Source organism: Furfurilactobacillus rossiae, from assembly GCF_013394005.1.
Classification (GTDB): Bacteria; Bacillota; Bacilli; order Lactobacillales; family Lactobacillaceae; genus Furfurilactobacillus; species Furfurilactobacillus rossiae.
Genome location: NZ_CP040586.1, coordinates 1,541,847 through 1,555,887, shown reverse-complemented (window position 1 = coordinate 1,555,887; position 14,041 = coordinate 1,541,847). Strand labels below are relative to the sequence as shown.

The window sequence follows — 14,041 nt, the reverse complement described above, 5'->3', positions numbered from 1 at the left end:
AAAAGACCGCCCACAGGCAGTCATGATATCTGATTCTTTAGGAAGAATGGCAATAGCTAGTTCATAGGATGATTATTGTGCAAAATTAGTAGTGGCTTTCCCATTTGTTGCACTGAATAAGACCTTTCCAGATTGATCTGGGCTGACTAAAGTCAGTGTGTAATCGTCTTTAAGCGCCTTACTAACGTTTGCAGAAGAAGTGGCCAGATTCTTAACTAAAGTTGGCCAATGAGCCTGATCAGCTTCGGACGGTTGTTTTTCAAGTGCTTCCAGCGCTTTGACTGTATTTTCGTTCTCTGGTGTAATTGTGTAAGTTTTTTTGGCACGGTCAAAGGTGACTTTACCAAGCGTTGAAAAGGCCGAGTTAAGTTGTGTCGTCATTTGATCTTCGGCTGAAGATTTAGCGGCACTTTTTTGTTTAGCTGTCTGACCATTGATAACACCGCCAGTCGGGTTAAAGGTAGACGCAGCTTTTGCCAACGACGATTGAGCGGCCACTGATGTTTGAGATGACTGCCGACTAGCAGTTTGGGATGAAGATTGGTCAGCCGTTGTTTGGCTCTGATGGTGCCAGACGGGCAGTTTAACAATTCCAAATCCCGTGATCAAAGTGAAGATGACGACGAGTGCTGCCGCAAACTTCCAGGTACCATAGTTTTGAATCGAATTAAGTAAGTAAAAAATGGCCAGAATTAATGCAATTCCACCGAAAATGGCTAAAAAAATCATGAAGATAACCTCTTTTTCTCTATCGTGATGGTTTCTATTCTACCATTGCAACTGATGAATGAAAAAGCGATATCAATTATCCATAATAAAATTCGTATGATAATCATAAATAATATTATTGAAATTGGAGAAAACGTGCGTTACACTATCCATAATCGAAACACAGAGAAGAAGTGAATGATTTCAAGGAGGACCTATTATGACAGCAACTCTAGGCCAAGGTAGTATAGTTCGGTGTTCAAAATGCGATGATTTACAAAAGCCCTTTTTGGGTAAGGTGCTTGAACACTTAGCACATCACGTTATTGTACAAATTATTAATTTTGATCCGATTGATCGGTATATGGTAGATGTGTTAGATGGACAGGTGACATTAAGAACGGATCAAGTGCGTCCGTTAAGGATGATCAAAATTAATCCGCGATCCGAGAGAACGTCGCGTGGATAAAAGACCATTGTTCATATTTTTGACAACAAGTATCGAATTAATAAAGATTTGAGCATATATAAAGTTCCATTTGTGAACATAATCGAATTTTAATTGTATGATTGTTCATTTTTGTCGTATAATTAGTGCATCAATTCGAGGAGGAATCATCCTGTGAAATCTATTTATTTAGCCAGCCCTTTTTTTGACGATGACCAAATTGATCGTGTCAAACGTGTAGAACAGGCTCTAGCGGACAATAAAACCGTTGGTGATGTGTTTAGTCCACGAAAGTCTCAATTCCCTGAATTAACGTTCGGCAGCCCAGAATGGCAGTCGACAGCATACAAGCACGATTTGGATCATCTAAACGATGCTGACATTGTTGTCGCTGTTAGTGACTTTACAGAGGATTCCGTTGACAGTGGGACGGCCTTTGAAATTGGTTATGCCGTGGCCAAAGGTAAGACAGTAGTACTAGTTCATGAAAAAACGGGCCTAGTTAATTTGATGTTAGCTCAAGGCGCAAAAACATATGTTGAGCATGCTGAAGAATTGACGGCGCTTAACTTTGATCAATTGCCAGAGCAACGTTACGTTGGTGAAGTTCAGTAGAAGTGTCTGTCTAGGAAGCACTTGCTGTGGTAATGGCGATTTTTTTAATTAAGGTACAGCAAACAGTGAAAACAGGTTGATTTGTGCAGATTTAAGCCGTGAACAAATTATTGCATGTCATGTATGATGAGACGCGGCCTATGTAAGAAGTCAGACAAAAAACTGAGGTTTAACCACTTACTTGTGGTTAAACCTCAGTTTTTTTACTGCTACAATTTTGGAATTAATAAACCGAATCACGATAGAGGCCAACAACTTTACCTAAAATAGTGACATTATTTAAAATAATGGGGGCCATGTTATCGTTCTCAGGTTGGAGTCGATAGTGATCAGACTCTTTAAAGAAACGCTTGCAGGTTGCTTCATTTTCATCGGTCATTGCAATGACAATATCACCATTGTCGGCGTTTTGTTGACGTCGAACAATGACACGATCACCAGTTAGAATCCCCATATTAATCATACTGTCCCCACGAATGGTAAGCATAAAGAGATCGCCATCATATTCGGTTAGCTCCGGTGGAACCGGGAAGTAGTCGGTAGCATCTTGGACTGCTAGAATTGGTTCACCAGCAGCAACAACACCTAAGACCGGAATCTCATTTGGCGTCGTTGACACACCAAGCGTTTGCAAACCAGCATCTGTTAATTCAATGGCACGTGGTTTAGTGGGATCCTTAACCAGCAATCCCTTTTTTTGCAAACGATCAATGTGTCCATGAACTGTAGAAGTAGAGGATAAATCAACTGCCTCACCAATTTCACGAACGGTCGGCGGATAACCTTTTTCATTAACACGTTCATAGATAAAGCGGAGTACCGCAATTTGTTTGCTTTCGGAACTTCTTGACATGTTCGTCAACACCTCGTCTTAGTTTTGCGCAGCCGCGAACAAATGTGAAAACGTGTTCGTGGTGGGTCCGGTTAGCGGAGCTACGCGATTTCGATAGTTAAAACTTAGCACATTTTTCTCTCCTGGTCAAACAAATGTTCGCTTTGCTGCAAATCTTTTCCACTTTTCGACTTCTTCTTGTATAATGGTCAGTCGAAGCCTTGGATAAATGATAAGGAGGGGCAGAATTAATGGAATCAGAAAAATTACGTGCCCGGATTAATGAACTTGCTCATAAACAAAAGACAACGGGACTAACTGATGAGGAGAAAGCTGAACAAAAGAAACTGCGAGAGGCCTTTTTAGCTAACTTTAGGAAGGCGTTTCGCTCACAAGTTGAAATGATGCAGGTGTTCGACAAGGATGGTAAAGAAGTTACGCCAGAAAAAGTGAAGGATGTCCAACGAAAAAAAGGTTTGCGAGACGATTAATTTGCCTTTTTTGACATTAAAGGGTTTTCAAGCGCGTTGATGTTGTGTAATATTATTTAATGTAATTCATCTATGGAAGGAGGTTATTTCGATGTCAACAGGGTTGTGGATTTTAATCGTTATTTTAGCGGCAGTCGCCGGTGTTGTTGGTGGCTTCTTCTTTGCGCGCCGCTACATGCAAAACTACCTTAAGAATAATCCTCCGATTACTGAAGAAATGCTACGGACGATGATGCTGCAAATGGGGCAAAAGCCTTCTGAAAAGAAGTTGAAGCAAATGCTGTCAACCATGCAGAGTCAAGCACGAAAGAGCTAATTCTGATTAATGTAATTGATTAAAACGGGCTGGATTACTCCTGCCCGTTTTTTATATTCTTTTTTAAATTGTGTTATTGGAAAGTTGGTGACCTTGGTGTCGATTTTTAGAAAACTTGCTTGGTACTTTAAGGCTGAGCGACGAACATATTTTTGGGGTGTGATTGGTTTACTGCTAACCGCCTTACTGGGCATCATTCCGCCAAGAATTATTGGTATGTTGGTTGACCTAATGGATAAACGTACGCTGACTGCTGGAAAACTTGGTCTAGCACTTGGCGTCATGACCGTTACGGCCTTGCTTGCATATGCAGCCCGCTTTTTATGGCGGACGGCCATTTGGGGAGGTGCAGCTAATCTCGAACGAACACTACGAGAACGGCTATACTGGCATTTTATGCAAATGGATACCGCTTTTTATCAACGGTATCGAACTGGAGATTTGATGGCCCATGCGACCAATGATTTATCGGCTGTTCAACGTGTGGCTGGTGGCGGGATCCTTCAGTTTGCTGATTCCATTATCACTGGTGGTACCACATTGATTGCCATGATGATCATGGTTAACTGGCGGCTCACTATTTTAGCCGTCCTGCCGTTGCCGTTGATTGCGATTGTGGCTCGGTATGTGGGAACGAAAATTCACGTAGCCTTTGGCGAGTCACAGGCCGCTTTTTCTCGTTTAAACAACAAGGCACAAGAGAGTATTGAAGGTATTAAGGTTATTAAAACGTTAGGCCAAGAGAAACAGGATGAGGCAGATTTTGAGGGGCAGGTTCAGGACACCATCAAAATCAACCGTTATACCAACTTTTTGGATGCAATGTTCGATCCGTTGATCACGGTGATCATTGGTTTGTCATACGTGGCGACAATTGTCTTAGGCGGCCGATATGTAACAAGTGGGGTGATCTCGCTGGGACAATTGGTGACATTTATTGCCTATGTTGGGATGTTAGTTTGGCCAATGTTTGCGATTGGTCAACTATTCAACACTATGGAACGTGGGAATGCTTCCTACGACCGGGTTAACTTTTTACTGCATGAAAAGTCTAGCATCGTTGAAAAAACGGACGGGATTAAACAGCCAGCAACGGGTACTATCGATTTTGACGTCAAGGCATTTAATTATCCGGATGATAAGGAACCACGGCTAACTGACGTTGATTTTTCATTGTCTACTGGTCACACACTGGGCATTGTTGGCCGAGTTGGGGCCGGCAAGTCGTCCATTATTAAGTTGCTCCTACGGCAATTTGATGACTATCAAGGCGCAATCAAAATGGGTGGTCATGATATTCGCGATTACACGCTGGATGCTTATATTCGATCAATTGGTTACGTGCCTCAGGATAGTTTTTTGTTTTCAACGTCCGTAAAGGGGAACATTGCTTTTGCAAATCCTGATTTAAGTGATCAGGCTATTGAAGATGCCGCTTATACCGCTGCGTTTGATACCGAGGTCGATAATATGCCGGACGGTTATCAAACGGAAGTTGGTGAAGAGGGGGTATCACTTTCCGGTGGTCAAAAACAACGATTGGCTATTGCCAGAGCGTTAGTAATCGATCCTGAAATATTAATTTTAGATGATGCCTTGTCGGCGGTTGATGCCAAAACTGAGGCACAGATTCTTGAACGTTTAGGTAGTAATCGCGCTGGCAAAACGACAATTATTGCCGCACATCGTTTAAGTTCAGTTGTTAATGCTGATGAAATCCTAGTGATGACGGATGGTCATATTAGTGAACGAGGCACTCATGCTGAACTGATGGCCCAAAATGGGTGGTACAAACGGATGTACGATCAGCAACAATTGTCAGATTCGATTGGAGGTGGCAATGACTAATGGCACAAAATAATCATGAGTCGGCCTGGGCTCGAAGTATGTCGATGAAAGAACAGACAACAGTTATTAAGCGGTTGTTACCTTATGCGGCGCCATATAAATGGGATTTTATTTGGGCAATTGTCTTTGCCTTTTTGGTTAGTTTAATTAATGTATTGTTACCAAAACTGATGTCAACGTATATGGATCAATATTTAAGAGTGCATAATTCAGGCTTGCGCGTCGTTCTCTTCTTTGCTGGATTTTACTTCCTTGGCACGATTATCAAGGCGATTTTCCAATTTGGACAGGAATTCTTGTATGCCATGGGTGGCGAACGGATGCTTGAAAATGTTCGTGTTAAGATGTTTCGCAAGCTTCACACACTGGGGATGCGCTATTTTGACCAAGTGCCGGCCGGATCAATATTGTCGCGATTAACCAATGATACGATGTCATTTCAGACATTCTGGGCACTGTTTGCTGCCGCTATTGTGGCGTTATTCTCAGTGATTACATCGTTTTACGCCATGTACCGAACTAACGTTAAAGTTTCACTGGTTGTATTGGCCTTTTTACCGATATTAATTTTTGCGATTTGGTATTATCAGCATTTTAGCAGTCGGGTCTACCGGTCCATGCGTGAACGACTGAGCGAACTGAACGCTAAACTAGCGGAGTCCATTAACGGAATTGCGGTGATTCAGGAATTTCGTCAGGAACACCGAATGAATCGCGAATTTGAACAAACCAACCAAGCCTATTTTGATACACGGCGGGCAATGATTCGCACCAATTCATTGCTACTGGGTCCAATTATTGATTTGCTGTTTGCTCTGGGCGAGGTTGCTGTGCTATGGATGTTTGGTATCGATGCATTTCATCACTTTGTTCTTGCAGGTACGATTTATGCGTTTGTCCAATACCTCAGCAATTTTTACAATCCGATGGCAAACATGATGGATTCACTTTCTGATTTTCAAGACGGTATTGTTGCCGGTTCACGTGTTTTACGGGTGATGGATGATCAAACACTCGCTCCGCAACAGCATCCGGTCGAGGGCGCTAAAATTACTCGAGGGAAAATCGAGTTTAAACACGTTAACTTTAGTTATGATGGTGAACATGATGTGCTACATGACGTTTCCTTTACTGTCGAACCAGGACAGACGGTTGCATTAGTGGGTCACACGGGTTCTGGTAAATCTTCAACAATAAATGTTTTGATGCGGTTTTATGAGTTTGGTTCGGGTCAAGTCTTGATTGATGATCGTGATATTCGCGATTACAGTATGGCCGAATTACGTCAACGTTTCGGGCTTGTCCTTCAGGACTCATTTATGTTTTACGGCGACATTGCATCGAACATCCGCATGTTTGATGACAATATCAGTGATCAACAAGTTGAAGATGCTGCGCGTTTTGTGTCAGCAGATCGTTTTATTGATCAATTGCCTGACAAATATCATGCTCGTGTCATTGAACGTGGTGCCAGCTATTCCGGTGGTCAGCGACAACTGTTGTCATTTGCACGCACGGTGGCACATAATCCAAAGGTGCTTATATTGGATGAGGCAACGGCCGACATCGACACAGAAACTGAAGCACTTATTCAGGACGGTCTTCAAAAATTGCAAAGTGGGCGGACCACGATTGCAATTGCACACCGGCTGTCAACGATTAGAAATGCCGATCAGATATTGGTGCTGGATCAGGGTCGAATTGTTGAGCGAGGCACGCATGCTGATTTGCTGGCTAAGCGAGGGCGCTATTATGATATGTACCGGTTGCAAACAGCCGTTGACGCAGATCAACGTGAGGCACTTCTTAACAGTGAGGAAAACAATGCTAGCGCTGAACCCCAGCCTTGAGTGAAATTATGACTGAGACAGTCTGTTGGATATGATAAAAATAAGGGTGTACTGACGATTCCAAATCTGGAATTATCAGTACACCTTTTTAATAACAATAATTGTGCTGTGGTTGGCTAATTATGATTTACGACTGTTGTGGACTTCTGGCTTAGTTAACTCTGCCAAATGTTCAGCTTCGACTTTTTCTTCAGTTTTCTCTGCAGCCTGTTTTTGTTGATATTCTTCATAGAGCTTTTGATTTGGATCCACATAGTGGAAGGACGGATCAATTTCTTTATCTAGAGCATCAAAAGCGGTTTGCATTTGTTGATCAATTTGTTGTTGACCGGCATCATCAGTTTTGAATTTACGGTCGATATAAATTGGTTCACCGAAACTGACTTTGACACGCTTGCGACTGAACAATCCCATAAAGGTCAATGGTCCTTGATAAACAGTGGGAACCAAGGGAACACCAGCAAGCTTAGCGATGACTGTGGCGCCGCCCTTCATTTCACTGGAATGACGAGTGCCAGAAGGAAAAATGATTGTTGACAGTTCACCCTGCTTTAAAATCTTGACGGGGGTCTTGATTGCTGAAGGACCTGGGTGATCACGGTCTACCGGATAGGCGTTGGCATGGTTGAGCACAAACCGGATGATTGGATTTTTGAAGAGCTCCTTTTTGGTCATGAACGAGAATTTTCGAGGTGATGCGGCTAGAGCGTAATAAATCGGATCAAACCACGTTCGGTGCGGCCCTACAAGAATGTAGGTTCCTTCTGGCAAGCGGTCTTTATGTGTAATTTTTGGTCGTCCGTTGACAATTAGCAGGATAATGCGGGCGACAACACGAATAAATGAATAGAACAAGGCGGTGCCTCCAAGTCTTAAATGTTTTTAAAAATAGGTAACCTAAAAAGCTGATAATATAATATGATTGACGTTTCCCGAATGTCGAAACATTGGCCTTAGTTTAAAAAATAAGTTGAAATTCGTCAACCCCGTTGATTACTGACATAGATAAAGCTGGTCGCCATTGGTATTTGGAAATCTACTTGCAATTGCTAGGCTAGACCATAATAATTCTGATAAGAGTATGACGAAGATGACCCTAGAATGCAAGGTTGAAACAGTCTGTGAAAGAAGTGAACATATTAATGGAACCTAACTTACTGCCAGATGAACGAATTGACCAGTTATACGGTGCCGATATTAAAATTATTCAAAGCAAAACCGTTTTTTCATTTTCACTAGATGCGGTTCTATTAGCTGATTTTGCCAATCCCGACAGAACCAGGCGAGGATTAACTGTTGATTTATGTGCCGGTAACGGGGCGGTCGGTTTGTTTTTCAGTCCCAAAACAAAAGGGCAAATAAAAATGGTTGAGATTCAACCGCGTCTGGCCGACATGGCTCGGCGATCAATTATTCTTAATGGTTTGGCAACACAGGCGGAAGTGCTGACAATGGATCTTAACGACGTGACGACGGTAATTCGTCCAGATTCTGCTGCGGTGGTGACGTGTAATCCACCTTATTTTGTCGATGCACCAACATCTCAAAAAAATCCCAATGAACATTACGCCATTGCACGCCATGAACTGACGACGACGTTAGCGGATGTGATTAACGCGGCCTCCGGGTTGCTTAAGATGACCGGTCACGCGTATTTTGTGTTCCGTCCAGATCGTTTTTTGGAAATGATGACGCTCCTGCAGGCGGCTCGTTTGGCACCCAAACGGTTGCAGTTTGTGTACCCAAAACCGGGGCACGAAGCCAATATGTTCCTAGTGGACGCTATCAAAGACGGCAAAATAAATGGTTTAAAAGTATTACCACCGTTGACTGTTGCAGACAACGAAGGTAACTATGTTGGTCATGTTCGTGAATTGCTTTACGGAAACGAGGCGCAATAACAGTGTCAAAGCCTTATTATTTTTATGTGCTACTTTGTGCCGACAACACACTGTACGGCGGTTTTACAGACGATGTTGGCCGACGCTTTGCAACCCATCAGGCAGGCAAGGGAGCTAAGTACACACGACCAGCGTTTCGCCATCCATTAAAAATGATTTACGCACAGGCGTTCGAGGATAAATCTAGCGCACTAAAGGCTGAGTATGCGTTTAAGCATCAGCCGCGAGCCAAAAAAATTGCCTTTCTCCAGGATCATCATGCTAACCCGTTTGAACGTAATGATTAGTAATTAACGACGATTGACCAGTCGTTTCATTAGCTGTAGTGATTGGGTGTCATTCTTTCATCGAAGAAGGAGTTAGTTTTGTGCTAAGCTAAATTGGTATTCAAGAATTGAAAGATTCACCAATTTTGCTTGGAGGCATAAACGTTATGAAAATTTTAGCTTATGGCGTGCGAGACGATGAAAGACCTTACTTTAAGGCTTGGCAGACAGCACATCCCGAGGTAACTGTTTCGTTGACACCAGCTATTTTGGATGAACATTCCGTTGATGAGGCTGCTGGTTGTGATGGGATTAGTATTTTACAAACGGATCCAGTAGGGCCAGCGGTATTTGAACGATTGGCCAAGGAAAATGTGCGATCAGTGTCATCGCGAATCGTGGGCACGGACGCCATGGCGCTCGATACTGCAAAAAAGTTAGGTATTAAAGTGACCAATGTGCCTGCTTATTCTCCGGCAGCAATTGCGGAATTTACGGTTAGCCAGTTGTTACAATTGCTGCGCAACACGCGTCGTTTTGAAGCTAAAATTCACGCTCAGGATTTTCGTTGGGCACCGGATGTTTCGCAGGAGTTGAATCAACAAATAGTTGGTGTGATCGGCACTGGCAGAATTGGTCGAGCTGCAATTCAAATATATCGTGGTTTTGGCGCGAAGGTTGTTGCCTATGATGTTTACCACAATCCTGAATTGGAAAAAGAGGGCATCTATGTTGACTCATTGGCCGATTTATATCAGGCCAGTACTGTGATTACATTACACGCGCCAGCAACCAAAGATGATTTTCACATGCTGGATCAGGATGCTTTTGCCCAGATGAATGACGGCGTTTGGATCGTTAACGCAGGACGCGGCACGTTGATTGACAGTCAGGCGCTGATTACAGCGTTGGATAGTGGCAAGGTCGCGGGCGCCGCCTTAGATACTTATGAAAAGGAATTGCCCATTTTTAACCACGATTTAAGAGGTCAACAAATTGATGATCCAACTTTCAACAACTTGTTTGCTCGCGAGAACGTTTTAATGACGCCTCACATTGCTTTTTATACAAATGTGGCCGTAAAAAACATGGTGACCGTTTCACTCGATCATAATTTGAGCTTGATTCAAACAGGTGCCTCTGAAGATCAGGTGATTTAATGCTTGTCACAGCACTTGGCGTTTGGTATACTAATTGTCGGTTCAAAACCAATTCACACCTAGCGTGATGCGCAAATCGGTGCTCAGGGATGAGTGATCTGTGCAAATGAGCGTTGGGGAGGAAAAACATTATATTTTGGAGGATTTAACACATGGCTGTTATTTCTATGAAGCAATTGCTTGAAGCTGGTGTCCACTTCGGTCACCAAACACGTCGTTGGAACCCAAAGATGAAGCGTTACATCTTTACTGAACGTAACGGTATCTACATCATTGACTTGCAAAAGACGGTTAAGATGGCTGACGTTGCCTACAACTTTGTTAAGGATGAAGCTGCTAAGGGTTCAAACATTTTATTTGTTGGAACTAAGAAGCAAGCTCAAGACTCAATCGAAGAAGAAGCAACTCGTGCCGGTATGTACTACGTTAACCACCGTTGGCTTGGTGGTACGTTAACTAACTGGAACACCATTCAAACACGGATCAAGCGTTTGAAGGATTTAAAGAAGATGGATGAAGACGGTACTTTTGATCGTCTGCCAAAGAAGGAAGTTGCTTTGTTAACTAAGCAACGTGAAAAGCTTGAAAAGTTCCTTGGCGGTATCGAAGATATGCCTGGTATTCCTGATGTTATGTTCATCGTTGACCCTCGTAAGGAACAAATCGCTGTTCAAGAAGCACACAAGTTGAACATTCCGATCGTTGCTATGGTTGACACGAACACTGACCCAGACGACATTGACTACATCATTCCTTCAAACGATGATGCTATCCGTGCCATCCGTTTGATCTCTTCGAAGATGGCTGACGCTGTTATCGAAGGCCGTCAAGGTGAAGACCAAGGCGCTGACGATCAACAACAAGCCGCTGCTAAGGGCGATTCGATGGAAGACATCGTTGATGCTGTTGAAGGCGACAACAAGCAAAAAAACAACTAAGCGATAAAACCTTAGGCTGTCTATCAGTTGAGACCGTTTTGGCCTGAGATTGATAGGCAGTCTTTTTCTCAAATTACTATGTTTATTAAAAATTATGAGGAGGCCATACTAAGATGGCAGTTACAGCAGCTCAAGTTAAAGCATTACGTGAAAAAACCGGTGTTGGTATCATGGACGCCAAGAAGGCATTAGTCGCTACTGATGGTGACGAAGCCAAGGCCTTGGACTTCTTACGCGAAAAGGGTATCGCCAAGGCAGAAAAGAAGAGTGACCGCATTGCTGCTGAAGGATTAACCGAAGTTGCTATCCATGGCAACAAGGCAGCAATTGTTGAATTAAACTCAGAAACAGACTTCGTTGCCTCAAACGACACATTCAAGGATCTGTTACAAACAGTCAGCGACCAAATTGCTCTAGAAGAACCTGCTACTGTTGAAGATGCTTTGAAGTTGAAAGCTAATGACAACGAAACGTTAAGCGATGCAATCATCTCTGCTACACAAGTAACAGGTGAAAAGATTAGTTTGCGCCGTTTCCAGGTCGTTGATAAGACTGATGACCAAGTATTTGGTTCATACTTGCACATGGGTGGTTCAATTGCCTCTTTGGTTGTTCTTGAAGGTGGCGACGCCGAAACAGCTAAAGATGTTGCAATGCACGTTGCTGCAATCAACCCAGAATATGTTGACCGGACGGATGTTCCAGCTGATCGTTTGAATCATGAAAAGGATGTTCTTTCTAAAGAAGACGACCTTGCTGGCAAGCCAGACAACATCAAAGAAAAAATGATTGATGGCCGTTTGAACAAATGGTTGGCTGAAATTTCATTGAATGATCAACCATTCGTTAAGGATGGCGATCAAACTGTTGACCAGTACGTTTCCTCTAAGAACGCCAAGGTTGTTTCATTCGTTCGTTACCAAGTCGGTGAAGGCATGGAAAAGAAGAGCGATGACTTCGTTGACGAAGTTATGGGTCAAATCAAGTAATTAAACCAGGGCGTACGTTATGTGCGCCTTTTTTGTAGAATGAGACGCCCACATGGGATCTGACAAGGAGGATGTTGGTCTAATGGCTGATGTAAAATACAAACGTGTAATGTTAAAGTTGAGCGGTGAAGCACTGGCCGGTGAACAAGGATTTGGAATCTATCCGCCAAAGATTAAAACCGTTGCTGAAGAACTAAGAGAGGTCTATGCGCTGGGCGTGCAGATTGCAATTGTTGTAGGCGGTGGTAACATTTGGCGAGGTGAAGCGGGATCTGAAATGGGCATGGAACGCGCTCAAGCTGATTACGTCGGTATGCTGGCAACTATTATGAACGCCTTGGCTTTACAAGACAGTTTGGAAAGCTTAGATGTACCAACACGTGTCCAGACTTCTATTGAAATGCGCCAGATTGCGGAACCTTACATTCGTCGGAAGGCTGTTCGTCATTTAGAAAAGGATCGGGTCGTAATTTTTGCCGGTGGAACTGGTTCACCATACTTCTCAACGGATACAACTGCTGCGTTACGGGCAGCTGAAATCAATGCGGATGCTATTCTAATGGCCAAAAATGGCACGGACGGTATTTATTCAGCCGATCCGAATGTAGACCCTGATGCCGTTAAGTATGATTCTCTGACTCACTTGGATATTATAAATAAGGGTCTCCATGTTATGGATACAACAGCAACATCGCTGTCAATGGATAATAATATTCCATTGGTCGTCTTTAACTTTAACGAGCCTGGCAACGTTTTAAAGGTTGTTAAGGGTGAAAATATCGGGACAACTGTTAGGGGGAAATAAAATGGCTGTTAACGAACCAATTTTAAAAGATGCACAAGAACGGATGAGCAAGGCCGGCGACGCACTGTCGCGTGAACTTGGCAATATTCGTGCAGGCCGCGCCAATGCTGGTCTACTCGCTGATATTAAGGCAGATTATTATGGGGCACCAACACCAATTAATCAAATGGCTTCCATCACGATTCCGGAAGCACGCGTCTTGTTGATTACACCATTTGATAAAAGTAGTTTGGATGCTATTGAACACGCAATTTTGACTTCTGATTTGGGAATTAATCCAGCCAATGACGGTAATGCTATTCGGCTGGTTATCCCACAATTGACTGAAGAAAGCCGAAAAGACTTGGTAAAGCAAGTTCATGGTAAGGCTGAAGAAGCTAAAGTGGCCGTGCGAAATGTACGTCGGGATGCAATGGACTCATTAAAAAAAGGTCACAAAAATGGTGACTTTACTGATGATCAGTTGCACGATCTTGAAGAGCAGGCTCAAAAAATCACAGATGCTGGCATTAAGAACGTTGAAAATATTGCTAGTGACAAAGAAAAAGAGTTAATGACTATCTAGTTGCTGCTTTGCATATCTTTCGTTATATAAGCGATTGTGCTTGGAAATTTACTTTCCAGTCACAGTCGTTTTTTTATTTAAGGTGACAATTTATTAATGAGTGAAGGACGTGGCCAGTTTTACCGGTTACGGGAAAGTGATACAATGCCGAGGTAGATATTTGCGACAACGATTATTATTTGACGGCCGCACACAATGGTTATCGGTGCCGTCAACAGAGGACATTTCGTCATTTTTTAAAAGCTCACTCCGTTTATTTCGCTGTGTTTTAATGTAATGACTAGGTGTTTTTGTTAAACTAGAAAGACG

16 protein-coding genes are annotated in these 14,041 nt (G+C 43.0%); 13 read left to right on the top strand and 3 right to left on the bottom strand.

Annotated elements, in window-relative coordinates:
• Positions 1-72 precede the first annotated feature (72 nt).
• Entirely contained in the window at positions 73-729 is a 657-nt protein-coding gene (locus LROSL1_RS07405) for a hypothetical protein (RefSeq protein ID WP_178914212.1), read from the bottom strand.
• A 199-nt stretch (positions 730-928) separates the two neighbouring features.
• Here LROSL1_RS07405 and LROSL1_RS07400 point away from each other — a divergent pair, with 199 nt between their 5' ends.
• Positions 929-1,177, top strand: coding sequence for a hypothetical protein (locus tag LROSL1_RS07400; protein WP_017262002.1), 249 nt, complete (start codon positions 929-931; stop codon positions 1,175-1,177).
• Between the two features lie 153 nt (positions 1,178-1,330).
• Positions 1,331-1,771: a nucleoside 2-deoxyribosyltransferase gene (locus LROSL1_RS07395; RefSeq protein WP_017262001.1), complete on the top strand. Its 441-nt coding sequence runs from the start codon at positions 1,331-1,333 to the stop codon at positions 1,769-1,771.
• Between the two features lie 223 nt (positions 1,772-1,994).
• Here the strand turns inward: LROSL1_RS07395 and lexA are convergent, their stop codons facing one another.
• Positions 1,995-2,624 carry a transcriptional repressor LexA gene (lexA, locus tag LROSL1_RS07390; RefSeq protein WP_017262000.1) on the bottom strand — a complete coding sequence of 210 codons (630 nt, stop codon included), beginning with the start codon at positions 2,622-2,624 and terminating at the stop codon, positions 1,995-1,997.
• 230 nt (positions 2,625-2,854) lie between these two features.
• Between lexA and LROSL1_RS07385 the strand changes: the two genes are divergently transcribed.
• The 4 genes from LROSL1_RS07385 to LROSL1_RS07370 all read left to right on the top strand — a co-directional run bounded on the left by LROSL1_RS07385 (position 2,855) and on the right by LROSL1_RS07370 (position 7,108).
• On the top strand, positions 2,855-3,094 hold the full coding sequence (locus LROSL1_RS07385; RefSeq protein WP_017261999.1) for a DUF896 domain-containing protein: 240 nt from the start codon (positions 2,855-2,857) through the stop codon (positions 3,092-3,094).
• Between the two features lie 91 nt (positions 3,095-3,185).
• The gene (locus tag LROSL1_RS07380) at positions 3,186-3,410 is read left to right on the top strand and encodes a YneF family protein (RefSeq protein WP_017261998.1); all 225 of its coding nucleotides are present in this window, start codon (positions 3,186-3,188) and stop codon (positions 3,408-3,410) included.
• A gap of 96 nt (positions 3,411-3,506) precedes the next feature.
• Positions 3,507-5,258, top strand: a complete 1,752-nt coding sequence (locus LROSL1_RS07375; protein ID WP_026017155.1) for an ABC transporter ATP-binding protein — start codon at positions 3,507-3,509, stop codon at positions 5,256-5,258.
• Positions 5,258-7,108: an ABC transporter ATP-binding protein gene (locus tag LROSL1_RS07370; protein WP_178914211.1), complete on the top strand. Its 1,851-nt coding sequence runs from the start codon at positions 5,258-5,260 to the stop codon at positions 7,106-7,108. Before LROSL1_RS07375 ends, LROSL1_RS07370 begins: the two co-directional genes overlap by 1 nt.
• Positions 7,109-7,228: 120 nt before the next feature.
• Here the strand turns inward: LROSL1_RS07370 and LROSL1_RS07365 are convergent, their stop codons facing one another.
• A complete protein-coding gene (locus LROSL1_RS07365; protein WP_017261995.1) occupies positions 7,229-7,963 on the bottom strand; it encodes a lysophospholipid acyltransferase family protein in 735 nt (244 codons plus the stop codon).
• Between the two features lie 287 nt (positions 7,964-8,250).
• On the opposite strand from LROSL1_RS07365, the gene LROSL1_RS07360 reads away from it, so the two are divergent.
• The 7 genes from LROSL1_RS07360 (at position 8,251) to frr (ending at position 13,732) form a co-directional block, all read left to right on the top strand.
• Positions 8,251-9,009: a tRNA1(Val) (adenine(37)-N6)-methyltransferase gene (locus LROSL1_RS07360; protein WP_178914210.1), complete on the top strand. Its 759-nt coding sequence runs from the start codon at positions 8,251-8,253 to the stop codon at positions 9,007-9,009.
• 2 nt (positions 9,010-9,011) lie between these two features.
• The gene (locus LROSL1_RS07355; RefSeq protein WP_017261993.1) at positions 9,012-9,296 is read left to right on the top strand and encodes a GIY-YIG nuclease family protein; all 285 of its coding nucleotides are present in this window, start codon (positions 9,012-9,014) and stop codon (positions 9,294-9,296) included.
• Between the two features lie 146 nt (positions 9,297-9,442).
• Complete coding sequence (locus LROSL1_RS07350; RefSeq protein WP_178914209.1) at positions 9,443-10,435, top strand: D-2-hydroxyacid dehydrogenase; 993 nt, start codon at positions 9,443-9,445, stop codon at positions 10,433-10,435.
• Between the two features lie 152 nt (positions 10,436-10,587).
• Complete coding sequence (gene rpsB / locus LROSL1_RS07345) at positions 10,588-11,373, top strand: 30S ribosomal protein S2 (protein ID WP_017261991.1); 786 nt, start codon at positions 10,588-10,590, stop codon at positions 11,371-11,373.
• Positions 11,374-11,486: 113 nt separating this feature from the next.
• Positions 11,487-12,362, top strand: a complete 876-nt coding sequence (gene tsf, locus LROSL1_RS07340) for a translation elongation factor Ts (protein ID WP_017261990.1) — start codon at positions 11,487-11,489, stop codon at positions 12,360-12,362.
• An 82-nt stretch (positions 12,363-12,444) separates the two neighbouring features.
• Positions 12,445-13,167 (top strand): UMP kinase, encoded by a 723-nt coding sequence (gene pyrH / locus LROSL1_RS07335; protein ID WP_017261989.1) that lies wholly within the window; start codon positions 12,445-12,447, stop codon positions 13,165-13,167.
• A 1-nt stretch (position 13,168) separates the two neighbouring features.
• On the top strand, positions 13,169-13,732 hold the full coding sequence (gene frr, locus LROSL1_RS07330) for a ribosome recycling factor (RefSeq protein WP_017261988.1): 564 nt from the start codon (positions 13,169-13,171) through the stop codon (positions 13,730-13,732).
• The last annotated feature ends 309 nt before the right edge of the window (positions 13,733-14,041 follow it).